Origin of the sequence: Pelagibius sp. Alg239-R121 (assembly GCF_947331435.1) — a bacterium.
Lineage (GTDB): Bacteria > Pseudomonadota > Alphaproteobacteria > Kiloniellales > Kiloniellaceae > Denitrobaculum.
Genome location: NZ_CAMZOF010000013.1, coordinates 204,058 through 221,428 on the forward strand (window position 1 = coordinate 204,058; position 17,371 = coordinate 221,428).

Annotated in this window: 18 protein-coding genes; 11 read left to right on the top strand and 7 right to left on the bottom strand. The window is 58.5% G+C overall.

Features of this window, described 5'->3' with window-relative positions; translation table 11 throughout:
- Positions 1 to 59: 59 nt before the first annotated feature.
- Complete coding sequence (gene xylF / locus QMZ18_RS33095; protein WP_282610718.1) at positions 60 to 1,094, bottom strand: D-xylose ABC transporter substrate-binding protein; 1,035 nt, start codon at positions 1,092 to 1,094, stop codon at positions 60 to 62.
- A gap of 246 nt (positions 1,095 to 1,340) precedes the next feature.
- On the opposite strand from xylF, the gene QMZ18_RS33100 reads away from it, so the two are divergent.
- Both QMZ18_RS33100 and QMZ18_RS33105 read left to right on the top strand, forming a co-directional pair.
- Positions 1,341 to 2,570 (top strand): ROK family protein, encoded by a 1,230-nt coding sequence (locus tag QMZ18_RS33100; protein WP_282610719.1) that lies wholly within the window; start codon positions 1,341 to 1,343, stop codon positions 2,568 to 2,570.
- Positions 2,571 to 2,603: 33 nt separating this feature from the next.
- Positions 2,604 to 3,059, top strand: a complete 456-nt coding sequence (locus QMZ18_RS33105) for an AAC(3)-I family aminoglycoside N-acetyltransferase (RefSeq protein ID WP_282610720.1) — start codon at positions 2,604 to 2,606, stop codon at positions 3,057 to 3,059.
- Positions 3,060 to 3,245: 186 nt separating this feature from the next.
- On the opposite strand, the gene QMZ18_RS33110 is transcribed toward QMZ18_RS33105, so the two are convergent.
- On the bottom strand, positions 3,246 to 3,872 hold the full coding sequence (locus tag QMZ18_RS33110) for a hypothetical protein (RefSeq protein ID WP_282610721.1): 627 nt from the start codon (positions 3,870 to 3,872) through the stop codon (positions 3,246 to 3,248).
- A 347-nt stretch (positions 3,873 to 4,219) separates the two neighbouring features.
- On the opposite strand from QMZ18_RS33110, the gene QMZ18_RS33115 reads away from it, so the two are divergent.
- Both QMZ18_RS33115 and QMZ18_RS33120 read left to right on the top strand, forming a co-directional pair.
- The gene (locus QMZ18_RS33115) at positions 4,220 to 4,456 is read left to right on the top strand and encodes a hypothetical protein (protein ID WP_282610722.1); all 237 of its coding nucleotides are present in this window, start codon (positions 4,220 to 4,222) and stop codon (positions 4,454 to 4,456) included.
- A gap of 208 nt (positions 4,457 to 4,664) precedes the next feature.
- Complete coding sequence (locus tag QMZ18_RS33120) at positions 4,665 to 4,919, top strand: PEP-CTERM sorting domain-containing protein (protein WP_282610723.1); 255 nt, start codon at positions 4,665 to 4,667, stop codon at positions 4,917 to 4,919.
- Between the two features lie 152 nt (positions 4,920 to 5,071).
- On the opposite strand, the gene QMZ18_RS33125 is transcribed toward QMZ18_RS33120, so the two are convergent.
- Entirely contained in the window at positions 5,072 to 5,725 is a 654-nt protein-coding gene (locus QMZ18_RS33125; RefSeq protein WP_282610724.1) for a PEP-CTERM sorting domain-containing protein, read from the bottom strand.
- Between the two features lie 338 nt (positions 5,726 to 6,063).
- On the opposite strand from QMZ18_RS33125, the gene QMZ18_RS33130 reads away from it, so the two are divergent.
- The 4 genes from QMZ18_RS33130 to QMZ18_RS33145 all read left to right on the top strand — a co-directional run bounded on the left by QMZ18_RS33130 (position 6,064) and on the right by QMZ18_RS33145 (position 8,734).
- Positions 6,064 to 6,351, top strand: a complete 288-nt coding sequence (locus QMZ18_RS33130) for a putative quinol monooxygenase (protein WP_282610725.1) — start codon at positions 6,064 to 6,066, stop codon at positions 6,349 to 6,351.
- Between the two features lie 7 nt (positions 6,352 to 6,358).
- A complete protein-coding gene (locus QMZ18_RS33135) occupies positions 6,359 to 7,318 on the top strand; it encodes a DMT family transporter (RefSeq protein WP_282610726.1) in 960 nt (319 codons plus the stop codon).
- The gene (locus QMZ18_RS33140) at positions 7,318 to 7,998 is read left to right on the top strand and encodes an isochorismatase family cysteine hydrolase (RefSeq protein ID WP_282610728.1); all 681 of its coding nucleotides are present in this window, start codon (positions 7,318 to 7,320) and stop codon (positions 7,996 to 7,998) included. Before QMZ18_RS33135 ends, QMZ18_RS33140 begins: the two co-directional genes overlap by 1 nt.
- Positions 7,999 to 8,110: 112 nt before the next feature.
- Positions 8,111 to 8,734, top strand: coding sequence for a LysE family translocator (locus QMZ18_RS33145; protein ID WP_282610729.1), 624 nt, complete (start codon positions 8,111 to 8,113; stop codon positions 8,732 to 8,734).
- Positions 8,735 to 8,777: 43 nt separating this feature from the next.
- Here the strand turns inward: QMZ18_RS33145 and QMZ18_RS33150 are convergent, their stop codons facing one another.
- On the bottom strand, positions 8,778 to 9,680 hold the full coding sequence (locus QMZ18_RS33150; RefSeq protein WP_282610730.1) for a LysR family transcriptional regulator: 903 nt from the start codon (positions 9,678 to 9,680) through the stop codon (positions 8,778 to 8,780).
- Between the two features lie 163 nt (positions 9,681 to 9,843).
- On the opposite strand from QMZ18_RS33150, the gene QMZ18_RS33155 reads away from it, so the two are divergent.
- Entirely contained in the window at positions 9,844 to 10,218 is a 375-nt protein-coding gene (locus tag QMZ18_RS33155) for a nuclear transport factor 2 family protein (RefSeq protein WP_282610731.1), read from the top strand.
- A gap of 26 nt (positions 10,219 to 10,244) precedes the next feature.
- On the opposite strand, the gene pabB is transcribed toward QMZ18_RS33155, so the two are convergent.
- Complete coding sequence (gene pabB, locus QMZ18_RS33160) at positions 10,245 to 12,143, bottom strand: aminodeoxychorismate synthase component I (RefSeq protein WP_282610732.1); 1,899 nt, start codon at positions 12,141 to 12,143, stop codon at positions 10,245 to 10,247.
- Between the two features lie 9 nt (positions 12,144 to 12,152).
- Positions 12,153 to 12,914: a lipoyl(octanoyl) transferase LipB gene (gene lipB / locus QMZ18_RS33165; protein WP_322097562.1), complete on the bottom strand. Its 762-nt coding sequence runs from the start codon at positions 12,912 to 12,914 to the stop codon at positions 12,153 to 12,155.
- Between the two features lie 305 nt (positions 12,915 to 13,219).
- Between lipB and QMZ18_RS33170 the strand changes: the two genes are divergently transcribed.
- Both QMZ18_RS33170 and mgtE read left to right on the top strand, forming a co-directional pair.
- Positions 13,220 to 15,505 carry an NADP-dependent malic enzyme gene (locus QMZ18_RS33170; protein ID WP_282610734.1) on the top strand — a complete coding sequence of 762 codons (2,286 nt, stop codon included), beginning with the start codon at positions 13,220 to 13,222 and terminating at the stop codon, positions 15,503 to 15,505.
- A 70-nt stretch (positions 15,506 to 15,575) separates the two neighbouring features.
- The gene (mgtE, locus tag QMZ18_RS33175; RefSeq protein WP_282610735.1) at positions 15,576 to 16,976 is read left to right on the top strand and encodes a magnesium transporter; all 1,401 of its coding nucleotides are present in this window, start codon (positions 15,576 to 15,578) and stop codon (positions 16,974 to 16,976) included.
- Between the two features lie 3 nt (positions 16,977 to 16,979).
- On the opposite strand, the gene QMZ18_RS33180 is transcribed toward mgtE, so the two are convergent.
- On the bottom strand, positions 16,980 to 17,339 hold the full coding sequence (locus tag QMZ18_RS33180; protein ID WP_282610736.1) for a GFA family protein: 360 nt from the start codon (positions 17,337 to 17,339) through the stop codon (positions 16,980 to 16,982).
- Between the last annotated feature and the right edge of the window lie 32 nt (positions 17,340 to 17,371).

The following is a 17,371-nucleotide window of genomic DNA, read 5'->3' on the forward strand; positions in this document are numbered from 1 at the left end:
TCTGCCGGGCTGGCTCCCGGTCGGGGCCGCCTGTCGAGTAATGCGCCGCCGAAGTAGCGTCAGCCGCAGATATCGACGGTGCCTGCCGGCACGCCCGCGCAGAGGGCGTCTTTTGCGATCCAGTTGGCATCGATCACCGCATTCAGGTTTGCCCGGGTGACGGGAACCGGTGCCAGGAACTTGGCGGTCAGTTTGGTGCCGCCGGGGCTGGTCCAAGCCTGCGCTCCGTCCACGGCGTTTGCAGCCGTTCCCTTTGCCAACGCGACGGCGATTTCGCCGGCGGCCTTGCCGAGATCCCGTGCATCTTTCCAGACCGAAACGGTCTGCGTGCCCCGTGCGACCCGGTTCAGGGCTGCATGGTCGCCGTCTTGGCCGGAAACCGGGATGCCTTCCATTCCCTGAGCGGTCAGTGCGGCAACCACGCCGCCGGCGGTACCGTCATTAGAGGCGACTACCGCATCGACCTTATTATCGTTCGCAGTCAGAAGCTGTTCCATGTTGCGCTGGGCGTTGGCCGGCAGCCAGCCGTCGGTATAGGCTTCGCCGACAATCTTGATGGCGCCGGAATCCACCGCCGCCTGCAGGATCTCCTGCTGACCACCGCGGAGGAAGTCTGCATTGGGATCGGTCGGCGAACCCTTGATCATGATGTAGTTGCCCTTGGGCTGAGCCGCGAGCACGGCGCGGGCCTGCATGCGGCCGACCTCAACGTTGTCGAAGGTCAGGTAGAAGGCGCGGGCGTCATCGATCAGGCGGTCATAGCCAACCACGGGGATGCCTTCGTTGTCGGCCGCATCGATGGCCGGGCCGATTGCGCTCGAATCCTGGGCCAGAATGATCAGCGCCGTGGCGCCGCGGGCGATCAGGCTTTCGACGTCTGAAAGCTGTTTGGACGACGAGGACTGAGCATCGGCAGAGATGTACTTGGCGCCGGCAGCGTCAAGTGCGGCCTTGATGGCGGCCTCGTCCGTCTTCCAGCGCTCCTCCTGAAAATTGGACCAGGAAACGCCGACGGTGATGTCCTGTGCGAGCGCTGTCCCGGCGAAGCTTGCCGCCATTGCCGCGCCGGCCAGACCGAGCATAAATTTTTTCATCGATTTCCTCCCGAGTATTATTGCAGTCGAAGCGCTGCGGGCAATCAATCCCGACGCTTTCGTTTATTTATTTCACGCTCTGAAAAAAATGTGACACGAGACGTTCTCTGTGTCAACATATTGCTGAAGTGCTGGCGTTGGAGAACGAACCTTCTCCAACTGTATGGCGTAGAGGCTGGTTCACGCTTTTCACTGTTCAGTGAAAACCGATCAGGTTCTGGGCCGACAAAAAAAGCACGTGAGGCAATGGGAGGTGAGACGATCCGCAAGGCAACGATCGACCTCGTGCGCGAGAACAATAGGGCCCTGATCCTGCGCGCGCTCCGCCGCGGTGGCGCACAGTCACGAACGGCATTAGGGCAAGTGACCGGACTCAGTCCGGCCGCCATATCAGGCATCACCTCGGCGATGCTGGACGAAGGGGTTTTGTTGCAGGCCGACGGCGAGAGCGGCACGGCAAAGGCCCGCGGCCGGCCGCAGGTCAAACTATCGCTCAATCCGCTGCGCGGCTGCGTTGTGGCCGTCATGATTGCAGTCAACCGCATCCGTCTGAAGCTGGTTGACTATGCCGGTAAGGAGTGCACCGAAAGCCATGTCGACGTTGCGGCGCTGGAGATGCAACGCGGCGAGTTCATCCGCACCATCGGTGATGCGGTCTTCAGCCTGCTCGATGAGACGCTTAACGCCGCCGGCCCGCTGTCACGCATCGAGGTTTCGGTCCAGGGCATTACCGATGGGGCCGGGGAAAAGATCCTTTGGTCGCCGGTTTTGAGGGCGCGCGAGATTGATCTCGCCCGGCGCTTTTCCCGGCGTTTCGGGGTGCCGGTTTCGGTGATGAATGACTGTGCGGCCATGACCGAAGCTCTGCAGTGGATTGACCCGCCGCGTTATCGCGAGCGTTTCGCCGCGATCCTGATCGGCTATGGCGTCGGCATGGGGCTGTTTCTGGATGGCGCACCTCTGGTCGGTCTGCGCGATTCCGCCGTGGAATTCGGCCATATGAACCATGTGCCGGAGGGTGCGCTCTGCCGTTGTGGCCGGCGCGGCTGTGTGGAGGCCTACGCGGCGGACTATGCCATCTGGCGCCGGGCCAAGGGTAAAGACGACCAGAAACTGGTCGCGCCGCCAAGCGCCGAGGAGATGGCATTGATCGAGGATCGGGCACGGCAAGGCAACGAACAAGCACTTGCTGCCTATCGGGAGGCAGGTTGCGCCATCGGTTTCGGCCTTGGGCGCCTCTTCGCCCTGATCGGCCCAGTGCCGGTTGCCTTCACCGGCAGCGGCACCCGCACGATGGATCTTCTGGAGGAGGGGTTGCGCGATGGCTTCGAGCAAAGCCTGGTCGAGGATTTGCGCGGCGAACTGGTCTTCGAGACTCTGGGCGACGAGGCGGCACTGGTCTTTAAGGGACTGGCCATGGGCGCGCTCAACCGACTGGACACAGAGGATATTGCGGCGTTGCAGGTTTCGTCTTAAACGGTTGAAACCTGTAATGAAGGGGCAATGCGCGTGAACGACTATTCTATCCGCCACCTGGAAGCGGGCGATGTGGAACTCTTCCGCGATCTGCTCACCGTTTTCGGCGACGCATTTGAGGACAGTGACACCTACAGCGGTGCGCAGCCCGGCACGACGTATCTCGAGGGCTTGCTTGGCAGCGAGGATTTCATCGCGCTGGCCGCCATTCAGAGTGAGCAGGTGATCGGTGGACTCGCGGCTTATGTCCTGAAGAAATTCGAGCAGGAACGCAGTGAGATTTATATCTACGACCTTGCAGTCGCGGATGATCAAAGGCGAAAGGGGATCGCCACGGCACTGATCGAGGACCTGAAGCGCATCGCCGCCGAGCGCGGGGCCTATGTCATCTATGTTCAGGCCGATCTGGCGGATCCGCCGGCCATTGCTCTCTATACGAAGCTGGGAACGCGTGAAGACGTCCTGCACTTTGACATCGAGGTTCCTTGAAACTTACTTGCGTTCTCGCCTCCGCCGGTGGCGTCAGTTTAATACCTGCGCGCAGTCTTTAGGGTTATCGTTCGAGCAGATTTGATACCGGTTTTGAGACCCAATGCGCAGACGGTACTAAAACCATCCTCATAAAAAAGAGAGAAAATTTTAAAGAGATCTTTCTTTCGGCCAAAGAAGGGCGGATCAAGCAATGGACAATAATTTAGCGGCCCTTGACTGCTTCTTTTTCAGATCTGCTGCTGTGTCATGTGAGAGCTCTCCCAGTTTCAGGCGGCGAACCAACGCAGTGTGCAGAGATTCGATTGAAACCTTGTCTCCGTCGTCCAATTCGCTACCGGTATCCTCGACCTCATCTAAAAGCCATGAAAAGTCTGAAATAACGCAATCGTAATTCTGTCTGGCTTCAGCGAATCGTTCCAGTTCGGTGAGGACTTGGGCGTGCTCGATCATGGCGGGACCGATGATATCGTAATAATGACCCTGCACTCTGGTGAGTGCCTTTAAGCGAATTCTCAAGGCGATTTCTTCGGGATTTCGAAGCTCTCTTTGCCGGAGCCTGAGAGCAATCTCGTATGCCAGTTCACCCAGCCTGACACCATCGAAGTACTCTTGCCCGGATCGGCCTTGATTTTCCGGCCTTTGCTCTACTAACTCGGCCAGGAAATTAGACTGGTCCCATAGAAACTCCAGCGCATTCATCGTTGGATCCTCGAGAACTTCGTCGCTTGTTTGGCGATCAAAAAGATCGAGGATTTCACTTGTTAATGCCGCGCATCTTTCAATTTCAATACCGGGTTTCTTACGGAACATAACTTGAGGAATCCTTTCGGCGCCGTCTCAATTTCACTGAAGCTGACCAGCAAGAAGGTCGCTTAGGAGCAATCAAGCATCTTATCGAGCTGGTGCTGTGGTGCGGCAAAATTCGCAAGTTTCTAGAGCACTTAGGTCGGATGTCTTAGGTAACGCGTTCGTTGGGTTCATCAATTTCGCATAGGGTTATACGAATTTGGTGAATTGCGCGCGTGGCTGTAATCCCAAAATTTAATGGAAGAAAGCGCGGTGGACAGCCTTTGTATCCGCCGGGCCGGAATTGAATTTTTATGCTGGCCGCCGGTACATCGGCGGGACGCCGGATTTAATTAACAGGAATTATCACCATGAAACGCCTGCTTCCGCTCGGTATTGCCCTCGCGGGCCTGCTCGCTGCGCCGCTTTCGGCCAACGCCACCCTCATCACGCAAACCCGGAATTTTGCTGAGTCTTCTGTCATCACCACGACGGGGAACCCAGCGTCGTCGGTTTTGCGAGCGGACCTGAATTTTAATCCTTTCGACCAAACCCTGGGGTCACTGAATGCTGTAACGATCAACATTACAAGGCATAGCGCAGGCTGATTTTTCGCTCCGTTGTGCCGGACCGCTGCCGCTGAACCTTACCGCCTGTATCGAAGTTGGCGCAATTTCCTCTATCAACCTTATCGACCCGTTTCCATCTTCCACGCGAGATTCTATCGGTGCTGTAGGCTCGAGATTTACGCCGTTACTCGCACTGGGGGCAGGCGGAAACGGGCGCATTGCCGGCGACTATCAGCGCGAGCTGGATTTGCTGGAGCTTTTGCCGCTGGACGATTTTTTCTCCGGACCTGTGAACCTGCCGCTTTTCGCCTTCGCCCGCGTAACCGGGACCGGGGGCGTGGAGAGTACTGTGTTGCAAAATAGCTTCTCGGGAAGTGCGACGCTGACCTACGACTTCGTCGAGGCGCCCGATGTGATCGCCGTGCCGGCACCGACCAGCCTGCCGCTCTTTGCCGCCGGGCTCGCGGTCTTCGGCTTCGCGGCGCGGCGCCGAGGGCGTTAATCCACATCCTGATTCCAGCCACATCTTGATTCCAGACTTGAACACAAGAAACCGGCGCGCTCCCATCATTCTGTAACGCGCCGGTCTTTTGTTTTCTGTGTGGCCTTACTTGATGCCGCGCTTGGTCAGGAACGCGCGGAAGTTGTCGGCGATCAGCGCGTCGTCTTCCTGCGCCTTGCAAAGCCGAGACCGGCCAACCCCAGGCCGAAGAGCGCCAGCGTGGCGGGCTCGGGCACGGACACGCTCGCTCTGTTTTCCGTGATGAGGGTGATGGTTGCAGACGAACCAACGGTCCAAGTTGTGTCTCTCAGGCCGCCCCCAAGATCAAATCCGATGGCATTGTCAGAAAAAGATATGTTTGCCTCATCAAATCCGGTCACGCCACTCACCGAGAGAAGGAAACCGGTGATGACGGCGTCCGGGCTTCCGAGCCAGAGCAAATTGGATAAGAGGACATCGAGCTGCGCGTCGTTAAATCCACTGCCGCTTTGGAAGCTATAGCCGATCCGAACCGAGGACTCCTCGATGTCGATATCCCAAGTTAAGGTTAGAGGAAAACCACTGCTCGCCTGGTTCAAAATGAATTCGGGGCCAGTGGCTTGAACCACGGCACTACCTGACGAGCAGGTCAATGGTCCGAGGTCACTTGAGGCTGAGCAACCCACCGTTTGCCCGATCAGAGTTGCCTGTGCACCCGTGGTGAAGCCAGCGAAGAGCCCGCCCAGCAGAAGCGTTCCGAGAAAGGTCTTGAACGCCACTACACGCGTGGACGTCCTGGGTTTTGATGCCGATTTAAAAAAGTTCATTTCGTGTCTCCCGCCGTGCCGCCGACGCATCGATGCCGAACATCGGTGGCGAATGGATTAAGTTTTCGAAGCCGCCCCTCAGGAGGCGTGAGTGCCGCGCGCCGATAAAGCGCCAAGGCCATTTCCCACAACCGAGACGGGGGCTGCGTGGCTTCGCGCGTGATCCATGGCTGTTTACGAATGAAAAAGGTAGGGTCGAGCTGCAGTTTGTCCAAAATGCAGGCAATTTTGTCCAATATGGAACAATGAGATCTGAAGAGAGGTCTCTTGCGGCACTTGCATCGTGGAGATCTTCCTCCGATATTTGCCTCTCTCAGCCTCCAAATGGAATTCGCCACATGCCCTTGATTATTCTCGCCCAGATCACTGCCGCATCCGGTAAGGAGGACCTCGTTCGCAGCGAGTTGGAAAGGCTCGTCGCGCCGACGCGAACGGAGGAAGGTTGTGTGCAGTACGATCTCCATCAGGACAACGCCAACCCTGCGTTCTTTGTCTTTTACGAAATCTGGGAGAACCGCGACCTTTGGCAGGCGCATACGAACCAACCCCATATTGCGGCCTATCGGGCGGCGACCGAGGGCGCGGTTGCCGACTTCCAGCTCAACGAAATGAGTAAAATCGCGTAATGGCCCAATGAGTGCTGGGAGCGGAGCCTCCGCACCCATATCCACTGCCGTGCCGGCGCCCGTGCGGCCACTGTTCGGGTGGCTGGCCGCCCTTACTGTGGTCTTCGTCTGGTCGGGTTGGGTCGTGGTGTCCAGGTTTGGCGTGGTCCAGACCCTGACGATCTACGACATGCTGATATTGCGGTTTGCGGTCGCCGCCGTCGCCGTCTCTCCCTTCGTCTGGCGGTTCTGGCCGCGAAGGCTGCGCTGGTGGCAGATCGCACTGGTTGCCTGTGGACAGGGTGTGCCTTATTTGCTGCTGGCCTTCGGCGGCTTCAAGTTCGCGCCGGCCTCGCACGCCGGCATCATGATGAACGGCACGCTGCCGGTTTTCGCAGCGATCCTGGGGTGGGTCTGGCTGAAAGACCGGCCGGACCGCTGGCGGGTTGCCGGTATGACAGTGATCCTGGCCGGATGCGTGCTGATCGGATGGGACCGGGGAACCGGCGGCGTGGCGTCCGATGTCTGGATCGGGCATCTCATGTTTCTGGCCGCGACGTTGTTCGTTGCCTTCTTCATGATTGCCACCAAGGCCTGGCAACTGACCCCTATGCAGACCATGGTCTGCATTCCGACACTCAACTTACTGTGGTTCGCGCCGTTTTATCTCTTGTTCCTGCCGAAAGGGATTGCTGCGGCGCCCTGGTCGGAAATCCTGCTCCAAGGCGCCTATCAAGGCTTAGGACCGAGTGTTATTGCGGTGCTGTGTTTCACCACGGCGGTCCGCTCCATCGGCACGTCCTCGACTGCCGCGATGATGGCAATGGTGCCGGGCATGGCGGCGCTGCTGGCGATCCCCTTGCTGGGAGAATGGCCGAGCTTCTTTGCCTGGACCGGGCTCGTGCTGGCCACAGGCGGCATTCTGCTGGCGGCAGGTTGGCGGCCGGGCAGGGGGCGCGCCGCGAATGCTGCTCAAGAAATCTCGTAATGGATGGAAATACAATGGCTCTGGATAGTGAACTGACCCGCGATCTGCCAGTCGTTCCGGCGGACTCCGCACTGCTTATCGTCGATGTCCAGAATCTCTGTGCCCGGCGCGACGGCGGGGAGTTCAAGGGGCTATCGGATGCGGAGATCACGCGCGACTATGCGGGTTATTTCGAACAGGTCGAACGCGTTGCTATCCCAAATATGCAGCGGCTGCTGGCAGGGTTTCGGGCAGTGTCCATCGAAGTGCTCTATACCACGATCGAGAGTCTGACCCAAGATGGGCGGGACCGCAGCGTGGATTACAAAATCTCAGGCTTCAACGTGCCGAAGGGATCGTGGGACGGCAAGGTCATCGATGAACTTGCGCCGGGCGAAGATGAGATGCTCTTTCCAAAGTCCTCGTCGTCGGTCTTCATCTCGACCAACATCGACTATGTCATGCGCAATCTCGGGGTAAAGCAGCTTGTGATCTGCGGCCTGAGGACCGACCACTGTGTCGAAAGCGCGATCCGCGACGCCTGTGATCTCGGTTATCTGGTGACTCAGGTCACCGATGCCTGCGCCTCGATCACCCGGGAACGGCACGACAATTCGCTGCAGACGATCAAGGGTTACTGCCGTCAGGTGACGACCGACGCACTGCTGGCGGAACTCCAGAGCTTAGAAGCGTCGACCTAACGTCCAAATTGCGTTTGGTCCATTTCAACACCTCTGCTCACGTTGACAGTGTTCGGCCGGTGGGGCTCAATGCCGTGAAACTCACTGCGGCAGATCGGCGGAAAGAAGCTCGATGATTGAAGACGTAAACCTCTCCGTTATTTTGTTGGCTGCTCTGATTGCAAGCGCGAGCCCGGGACCGGCGACGCTGGCGATTGCGGGGACGTCGATGGCGTCCGGACGAAGGGCGGGTCTGGTGCTGGCATCCGGCATTACCACAGGGTCGCTGGTCTGGTCTGTATCCGCAGCCTTTGGCCTTGGGGCTTTGATGCTGGCAAATGCCTGGGTCTTTGAGGTTATCAGATACTTCGGCGCCGCGTACCTGATGTTCCTGGCCTACAAGTCCGCGCGGTCTGCCTTATCTCCCGAAGCGTCACAGCCGCGTCAAATCAAGGGAGCATTGGGACATATCTTTTCCAAGGGATTTGCACTGCATATCACGAACCCAAAAGCGATATTGTTTTTTGGTTCCCTCTACGCGATAGGGATCCCCCATAGCGCGTCGCTATTGACACTGGCGACGGTCATTTTGGCTGTAGGACTTCAGAGCTTCGTGATCTTCCATGCCTATGCCTTACTCTTTTCCAGTGCCGCCTCGACGCGAACCTACCTGCGCCTCAGGCGATGGTTTGAAGGTGTTTTCGCGCTGGCGTTCGGCGCAGCAAGTCTGAAAATCGTGACGGCGCGCCTCCAGTAGCCGCAAAGTCCGGCGCGTAGCACTTCACGGATCCCTCGACCCATCAGCGCAGGCCGGTTTCTCCCGCTTCCGCCAGAACGCTCTTCAAATGGGAAACGAAGACGGAAACCCGCTTGGGTGGGAAACTGTCGAAAGCATGGGCGGCGTATATCGCTGCCGGTACGACGCTGTCATTGGGAAAGAGTGAGACGACATTACCTGAAACCAGGTCATCACGGACCGCTATATCGGGGAGGAGGGCGACCCCGCAGCCGGCACGCAGAAAAGCCAGCACGTCATTGAAGGCATTGCAGCGGATGTGGGGCGTTACACGGATCGGCGCTTCGTTGCCGCGCCGGTATTCGATCTGCGTCCCCTGCCATTCGTTGCCGATATGGTTCCAATCGGCCAGGGGTGCGAGGCTTTTAGGCAAGCCGCCATTTTCCGTAACCAGATTTTTGTGGGCACAGAGCAGGTCGTGAAACTCACCGAGTTTGGAGACCTTCAGGGATTGATCCCGTGGCATCCCGACACGGATTGCGACATCGACCGAATGGTCGACGAGGTTGATCTGCCGGTCGTCGGTGAGAAAGCCAATGCCCACGGCAGGATGCGCCTTCAGAAAGCTCTCGACTGCTGACCTGACAAACGCGGACGCCAGCGCGTGTGGTGCCGTTATGTTCAGGCGCCCGGAAAGCACACTGGATTCTTCGCGGGCGTCTTCTTGTGCAAGCTTGTGGATCTCCCGAATGCTGGTGCAATGACGATAAAACCTCTCCCCGGCATCGGTCAGGGTCAGCCGCCGGGTTGTCCGCAATATCAGTCGGACGCCGAGATCCTTTTCCAGGCGTGTAACGCTTTGACTGACTGAAGATTTCGTCCGGCCGAGCCTGTCCGATGCCGCCGTGAAAGAGCCCGTTTCCACGACCTCGCTCAAAACCATCATGTCTTTAAGGGATACACTCATTGTTAAATTTATCTAAACAATCATTTCAAAAAGCAAGATATTATCGTGAAACGTAATGTTCCTTATATCTGCCTTCACGATCGCCGGATCGCCGACCGACACTGAAATTCGACTGCGAGGGCATCCGGCGCCAGAAGACAATCGGGTCGAGAGGAACATCAAAATGCCCAATCAAGACAATGCTATCGTTGCCGCTGCTAAGGCAGCGAGTGAAAAGTGGAAAGCTGCCTTTAATGCTGGTGACGCTGAAGCTTGCGCCGCCTGTTACGAGCAGACGGCCGTCGTGGTTGCCAAACCCTTCGGAAGCTTTCATGGCCGATCAGAAATCGAAGCCTTGTGGCGTCAGGTCATTGGTGACGGTTTCAGTGATGTGGAATATCTCGAACCGGAATTCACCGCCCAGAACGATACGACGGCATTGCTGACGTCACGCTGGAAAATGAACAAGGCCCACGGCGTAATCACCAAAGAGCTTTGGGTGCTGCAGGACGATGGCTCGGTCTTGTTGCGCGAAGACGAATTCGAGGCATTGGGCTAGAGCGTGTGCTGGTGAGCGCCTAATCGTCAGGCTTGCTTGGCGGTTTTTGGAGGATCATCGGCGACTGGCGTCTGCAACCGTTTCGCCGATTGCAGGCCGCGGACAGAGTTGCCGAAGAGGATACGCGACGCGGAGTCCAGATCCTGCAGCGTAAGGACGGCCTCGGTCGCCACGCGCGAAGGGTCCTCCAACAAGGCCCTGCGAAGGGTGCCGGGCAGGGCGCCGCTGGCCAGCGGCGGGGTCACCAGCATTTCATCGCGTTCGATGAATAGATTTGTGCGGCTTCCTTCAACCAGCTCGTCGCGTTCGTTCAGGAACAAAACCTCGTCGCAGCCCGTGGTCTTGCTCAGGCGGGCGAACTCGCTGTCGTAGAGTTCTCGTCTTGTGGTTTTGTGACGGAAGAAGGGATCGCGGCTGTCAATCCGGTACTCCGAAATGACGAATTGAAATGTCGCGTCGCGACCGGGCGGCTGCAAAGCCGTGCTGGTAATCGAGATCTGACCTTGTCGGTCGAGCAAAAGCCGCACGCGATGGTCGCCGTCCGACAGCGTTTCCGCAGCTTCGCTCAGAGCACTCTCGGCAGCGGCGGGATCATGCCGAAAGCCGAAATAGCGGGCTGAGGCCTCGAGGCGCTGCAGGTGATAGGTCAGCAGGTGATAGCCATCGCCGGGCTGCCAAAGCAAGGTCTCGATCAGTCCGAACTCTTCCATCGCTTCAGTCAGGAAGCGGCCTTTGAGCAGACATTCGTCATATTCGTCAGCGGGGTTGGAGTCGTAAACAATGCCGCTGCCGATCCCCATTTGGCCATGCCTCGAAACACCGTCATCACCGTTGAAACCGGCTTCGATCTTCGCCGTGCGAATGGCGACGTTGAAGCGGCAGTCGCCGTTTGGCTCGATCATGCCGATGGCGCCGGTGTAGACGCCCCGGGCTTCGGATTCCAGTTCGTGGATGATCTCCATTGCGCGAAGTTTGGGCGCGCCCGTGATGGAGCCGCAGGGGAAGATGTTGCGGACGATGTCCTGAAATGTCATGCCGGCACGCAGGCGGGCAGTGATGCCGGATGTCATCTGCAGCACCGTGCGATAGGTCTCGACGGTAAAGAGATCCGTGACTTCAACGCTGCCGGTCTCGGATACTCGGCCGATGTCATTGCGCAGCAGATCGACGATCATCAGATTTTCAGCACGGGACTTTTCGTCGCTCCGCAGCCAAGTCGCTTGCAGCAGGTCGCCTTCGTCGTCGAGACCGCGCGCGGCGGTTCCCTTCATGGGCCGGGCCCAAACACGTTCACTTTCCCGCTGCAGAAAGAGTTCGGGCGAAAGCGACAGCAAATCGAAGCCGTGTCCCTCAGCATCGGGATCGTGAATAAAAGCGCCGTAGGAAACGGGCTGTTTCTTCCTCAAATCGTGATAAAAAGCAATTGGGTCACCCGAAAATCTAAAGTCATACTTGAAGGTGAAGTTGATCTGATAGACGTCACCGGCCGCGATGTAGTCGCGCACCTTTTCGACCTTGGCAATGTAGTCACTGCGGGAGAGAGAGAGCTCAAGCGATGAGATTTCATAGTCACCCTCAGGGGGCAGGCTTGCCGCAAGCTTGGTCTGATCAAGAGTCTGCGGCGACTTGAAGGCTGCCATCCAGATCAGAAGCGTCGCGGGCTCGGTTCCTGCCCCGCGCTCTTCAAGAAGAGGGGCCAAGCGTGGTTCGAAGAGATAGCCGAGTTCATAGGACAGATAGCCGGCAAGGTAGTGCCCGGCGGCACTCAGGGCTTCCATTCTTGCGAAGGTTGCTTCGACCTCGTCCGCCGACTCGCAGCGTAGGACCTCGATCGGATTCTTAAACAACAGAGTTTGACCGCCGGCCGTCAGGCTGTCGTCGAGAAGCACGAAGGCTTCGCTGCTGGTTGTCCCGCTACGAGTCATTGCCTGGGTCTACGCTGAAATCGAAGCTGCTGCCGCGTCGTTTTGCGATCCGTGATCCTGATTATCCCCGACCAGATTCTCCCCGACCAGATTCTCTCTGGCCTGATGCCCGAAGACATCTTCAAAAGCCACACGCAGTGCCACGTCAAGGTCGGCCATGGTTACGGGCAGTCCGAGATCGGCCAATGAAGTCACGCCATGCTCGGCGATGCCACAGGGCACGATCCCACCGAAATGCGTAAGGTCGGGGTCGAGGTTGATGGCAATGCCGTGAAAAGTTACCCACTGGCGCACCCGCACGCCGATGGCCGCGATCTTGTCCTCGCGGCCATGTCCACGGTCCACCCAGATGCCGACGCGGCCTTCACGGCGCTCACCCTTTACGTTGAAGCTGGCGAGGGCGCGAATGATCCATTCTTCAAGGTCCTGCACGTAGCGGCGCAGGTCACCGTTGCGCTTCTTGAGGTCGAGCATGACGTAACCGACCCGTTGCCCCGGGCCGTGATAGGTGTACTGCCCCCCCCGGCCGGTCTTGAAAACCGGAAAGCGGTCAGGCTCGATCAGGTCGGCCTCCTGAGCCGAGGTGCCGGCGGTATATAGCGGCGGATGCTCGAGCAGCCAGACGCTATCGGGTGCTGTCCCCGCGCGAACCTCTGCAACACGCCGCTCCATAAAGGCAATGGCATCGGGATAGGCAACAAGCGCATCGTCGATACGCCAGTCGACCGGCTCAGAACTCGTTTCTGGCTGAGGAGCACCGGGTGCCGCCATCGCACGCATTCTCTCTTGTATCCCTGAGCGCCTTGCAGTCGCCCGAGGGGACTGTTAGGCCTCTTAAGTAATCATAATCCGCAGGGGAGCAATGGCTCTAAAGCGACATTATTCGACGGCGGACTGGTTGTAAGGGGCTTTTTAGTCTAGTCCGTAGTTCGGGTCACGGGGCATTATCGTTGTTGTGGGATTCGCCTGCCAGGTCATTACCCGACAAGCCGGGCCCGATACTTGGCAGTTAAGTATGAGCGCAGTTGGGGGCTTGCCGCCGTTGCAGAAGTAAAAAGTTTAGGGAGGAGAGAACCTTGGCCGAGAATCTACGCGACGCGGCACTGGCCTATCACCGATTTCCGAAACCAGGCAAGCTCGAGGTTACGGCGACCAAACCGCTGGGGAACCAACGCGACCTGGCGCTGGCCTATTCTCCCGGTGTCGCCGCCGCCTGCGACGCCATCGTCGAGGATCCGCAGGTCGCCGCCGAAGTTACAGCTCGTGCCAATCTGGTCGGCGTGGTTACCAACGGCACTGCGGTGCTGGGTCTGGGCGCGATCGGTCCGCTGGCTTCCAAGCCGGTGATGGAAGGGAAGGCGGTTCTCTTCAAAAAGTTCGCCGGGATCGATGTCTTCGATATCGAGGTGGATGAACTGGATGTCGATAAGTTTGTCGATATCGTTGCGGCGCTCGAGCCCACCTTCGGCGGCATCAACCTGGAAGACATCAAAGCGCCGGAGTGCTTTGAAATTGAACGGCGTTTGCGCGAACGCATGAAGATCCCGGTCTTCCACGACGATCAGCACGGTACGGCGATCATCGTGGCGGCGGCGGTGTACAACGGCTTGAGATTGGTGAAGAAGGATCTGGCCGAGGTCAAACTGGTGACCTCCGGTGCGGGCGCGGCGGCCTTGGCCTGCCTCAATCAGCTCGTCTCCCTCGGCATCAAGCGTGAAAACATCTGGGTCACCGATATCGCCGGCGTGGTCTACGAAGGCCGGACCGAACAGATGGACCCGTTGAAGGCGACCTATGCCCAGGCGACCGAAGCACGTAGCCTGGCCGATGTCATCGAAGGCGCGGATGTCTTCATGGGGCTTTCAGCGCCGGGTGTGCTCAAGCCCGAGATGGTCAAGATGATGGCCGAGAATCCCTTGATCCTGGCGCTGGCCAACCCGACCCCGGAAATCATGCCAGAAGAAGCCAAGGAGGCTCGGCCCGATGCCATCATCGCCACCGGCCGCTCGGACTACCCCAATCAGGTGAACAATGTGCTGTGTTTTCCCTTTATCTTTCGGGGTGCGCTGGACGTCGGGGCGACCACCATCAACGAGGAAATGAAACTGGCCTGCGTCAAGGCGATCGCGGATCTGGCCATGGCCGAACAGTCGGAAGTCGTGGCCAAGGCTTACGGCGACGGCGAGCGCAGCTTCGGCCCCGAGTATCTGATTCCGCGGCCTTTCGATCCGCGCCTGATGCTGGAGATTTCGCCCGCCGTCGCCAAGGCGGCGATGGAGAGCGGCGTGGCGACCCGGCCGATCAAGGACTTCGACGCCTATTGCCAGCAACTCGGCGAGTTCGTGTTCCGCTCCGGCCTGGTGATGAAGCCGGTGTTCGAGCGTGCCCGACAGAAACCGAAGCGCCTGATCTATGCAGAGGGCGAGGACGAACGGGTTCTGCGTGCCGTGCAGGTGGTGGTCGACGAGCAGATCGGCACACCCATCCTGGTCGGGCGTCCAGAAGTTATTTCGACACGGATCAAACGTCTGGGGCTCCGTTTGGTGCAGGACGAGGATTTTGAGATCGTCAATCCGGAGAAGGATTCGCGTTTCAACATCTATTGGAAGACCTATCATGATCTGATGCAGCGCAAGGGTATTTCACCCGATGGCGCGAAAACGATCATCCGCACCAACACCACGGCCATTGCGGCAATCGCCGTCCGATTGGGGCACGCCGATGCCATGGTTTGCGGTGCCGCTGGTCGTTACAACAAGCACTTGGAGCAGATTTCTAACGTCTTGGGAAAAGGACCGGAAGTTCATGATTTCTCGGCACTCAGTCTTCTGATCGTGCCCAACGGCACCTTCTTTATTGCAGATACCTATGTGAGCAAGAATCCGGATACGACCGAAATCGTCGAGATGACGGTGCTGGCGGCTTCTCATGTTCGGCGCTTCGGCATCGAGCCGAAGGTTGCGTTGCTTTCTCACTCGAACTTCGGCGCGCAGGATTCCGAAAGTGCCCGTAAAATGCGCGACGCCGCTGCTATCCTGCATGAGCGCCACCCAGACCTGGAAGTCGAAGGCGAGATGCATGCGGATGCTGCTTTGAAGCCGGAACTGCGCGAGCGGGTCTTCCCAAATTCCAGGCTGGAAGGCCGTGCCAACCTGCTGATTATGCCGACGCTGGATGCCGCCAATATTTCCTTCAACCTGGTTAAGTCGATGGGTGAGGGACTTTCAGTGGGGCCGATCCTGATCGGTTGCGCAGCGCCTGCGCACATCCTGACGCCCTCGGTGACGGCGCGCGGTGTGGTCAATATGTCGGCAGTGGCGGTGGTCGATGCTCAGGATCATAAGTTGGGACATGTCCTGTAAAAACGAAGGTCGCCTGTAAGCGGCGACGTACAGAAATAGTTTTGTAGGCTTCCTGCTATAAGATGACTCCATGAGCGAACCGCAGCCTGCCCCCAGCGCCGAGGAAGCGCCGTCGAGCGACACGGACGAAAGCCCGGGTCTCTCGATGGAACTCGTCTTTGCGGTACAGGACGCGCTGGCGGAAGAACGCGTTACCGAAGTCGAGGAACTGGTCCCCGGCCTGCACGAAGCCGATGCTGCTGACCTGCTGGAAAGCCTAAGCCGGGATGAGCGGAAACTCCTCGTCGAGATTTTGGGGGCGACCTTCGATCCCGAGATCCTGCCGAACCTCGATGCCTCGGTTCGTGAGGAGGTTATCGAGTGGCTGGGCCCGACCGGCTTGGCACGGGCGGTTACCGAGCTCGACAGTGACGATGCGGTCGAGGTCTTCGAGGACCTGGACGAGGAATTCCAACACCGCATCCTGAGCCAGCTGCCGCAGGCACACAGGCTGGTCCTGGAAGAAGGCCTGTCCTATCCGGAAGATTCCGCCGGTCGCCTGATGCAGCGCGAGTTCGTGGTTGTGCCCTCGGCCTGGACCGTAGGCGAGACCATTGACTACATGCGTGCGGCAAGGGATCTGCCGGACGATTTCTACGACATCTACATCGTCAATCCGAAACACCATCCGATCGGTTTCCTGCCGCTCAGCCGGATCATGCGTACCCGGCGTCATGTCAGGCTGACCGAGATCATGGAAACCGACCTGAAAACCATTCCCCTGACCATGGATCAGGAGGATGTGGCGTATCTCTTCCGCCAGTATGGGCTGGTGTCGGCCCCGGTGGTCGACGATCCAGGGCGCCTACTGGGTGTGATCACCGTCGATGACGTGGTGCACATCATTGACGAGGAAGCCGGCGACGACATCATGAAGCTGGGTGGCTTGAGCGAGCCCGATCTCTACGATGCCGTGCTGGATACGACAAAAGCACGCTTTACCTGGCTGGTGGTCAATTTGCTGACTGCCATTCTGGCATCGGTCGTAATCAGTCTGTTCGATGCGACCATCGAACAGATTGTGGCACTGGCGGTTCTAATGCCCATCGTTGCCTCCATGGGCGGCAATGCGGGCACTCAGACTCTGACGGTCGCAGTCCGCTCACTGGCCATGAAGGATCTCACCGAGGCTAATGCACGGCGCTTTATCGGCAAGGAACTCCTGATCGGCTCGATCAACGGTGTTCTCTTTGCGCTGCTGGCCGGTGGCGTGACCTGGCTCTGGTTCGATTCTCAGGCTCTCGGTCTTGTGATCGCCGCGGCCATGGTCATCAACATGGTGGTGGCGGGTCTGTCGGGCACTCTGATCCCGCTCGGGCTGGAGAAAGTCGGCGTCGATCCCGCGATTGCCTCCAGCGTGTTCCTGACCACGGTTACCGACGTGATCGGGTTCTTCGCCTTTCTCGGTTTGGCTGCGGCCTTTTTGCTTTAGGCCTTAATCCAGATATTCCCAATTTTCCGCGCCGTCGAACCGTCGTATGCGCAGGCTGGCGATGTCCTCGGGATCGGCCATGCGGCAATTGACGGCCATATGTTTGTGCCGGGGCGGGTCCAGGTTTTCCCAATGGGTCGTGCTGCCGCAGGTTTTGCAGCTTCGGATGATGAGGGTCTTGTCACCGGTAATGTAGCCGATTGTGGCGTCGTCAGCGCAGCTCACCTTGATCTTTCCCACATCAGCATGTGCCCAGAGGGCGCCGATCCGACGGCAAACCGAGCAATTGCAGTCCGTCAGCCACTTCGGCTGTTCCAGCAGTTCGAAGGTGACGGCGCCGCAATGGCAGGACCCGTGGATCATGGCGTAGCTCCTTTGTATTTTTCTCAAAACGG

Bases quoted from the DNA above. Each gene is read 5' to 3' on its own strand.
- mgtE (WP_282610735.1), top strand. From the start codon at position 15,576: ATGAGCGAACCGCAGCCTGCCCCCAGCGCCGAGGAAGCGCCGTCGAGC.
- xylF (WP_282610718.1), bottom strand. From the start codon at position 1,094: ATGAAAAAATTTATGCTCGGTCTGGCCGGCGCGGCAATGGCGGCAAGC.
- QMZ18_RS33150 (WP_282610730.1), bottom strand. From the start codon at position 9,680: ATGAGTGTATCCCTTAAAGACATGATGGTTTTGAGCGAGGTCGTGGAA.
- QMZ18_RS33140 (WP_282610728.1), top strand. From the start codon at position 7,318: ATGGATGGAAATACAATGGCTCTGGATAGTGAACTGACCCGCGATCTG.
- QMZ18_RS33155 (WP_282610731.1), top strand. From the start codon at position 9,844: ATGCCCAATCAAGACAATGCTATCGTTGCCGCTGCTAAGGCAGCGAGT.
- QMZ18_RS33100 (WP_282610719.1), top strand. From the start codon at position 1,341: ATGGGAGGTGAGACGATCCGCAAGGCAACGATCGACCTCGTGCGCGAG.
- QMZ18_RS33180 (WP_282610736.1), bottom strand. From the start codon at position 17,339: ATGATCCACGGGTCCTGCCATTGCGGCGCCGTCACCTTCGAACTGCTG.
- QMZ18_RS33145 (WP_282610729.1), top strand. From the start codon at position 8,111: ATGATTGAAGACGTAAACCTCTCCGTTATTTTGTTGGCTGCTCTGATT.
- QMZ18_RS33110 (WP_282610721.1), bottom strand. From the start codon at position 3,872: ATGTTCCGTAAGAAACCCGGTATTGAAATTGAAAGATGCGCGGCATTA.
- lipB (WP_322097562.1), bottom strand. From the start codon at position 12,914: ATGGCGGCACCCGGTGCTCCTCAGCCAGAAACGAGTTCTGAGCCGGTC.
- QMZ18_RS33125 (WP_282610724.1), bottom strand. From the start codon at position 5,725: ATGAACTTTTTTAAATCGGCATCAAAACCCAGGACGTCCACGCGTGTA.
- pabB (WP_282610732.1), bottom strand. From the start codon at position 12,143: ATGACTCGTAGCGGGACAACCAGCAGCGAAGCCTTCGTGCTTCTCGAC.
- QMZ18_RS33130 (WP_282610725.1), top strand. From the start codon at position 6,064: ATGCCCTTGATTATTCTCGCCCAGATCACTGCCGCATCCGGTAAGGAG.
- QMZ18_RS33135 (WP_282610726.1), top strand. From the start codon at position 6,359: ATGAGTGCTGGGAGCGGAGCCTCCGCACCCATATCCACTGCCGTGCCG.
- QMZ18_RS33115 (WP_282610722.1), top strand. From the start codon at position 4,220: ATGAAACGCCTGCTTCCGCTCGGTATTGCCCTCGCGGGCCTGCTCGCT.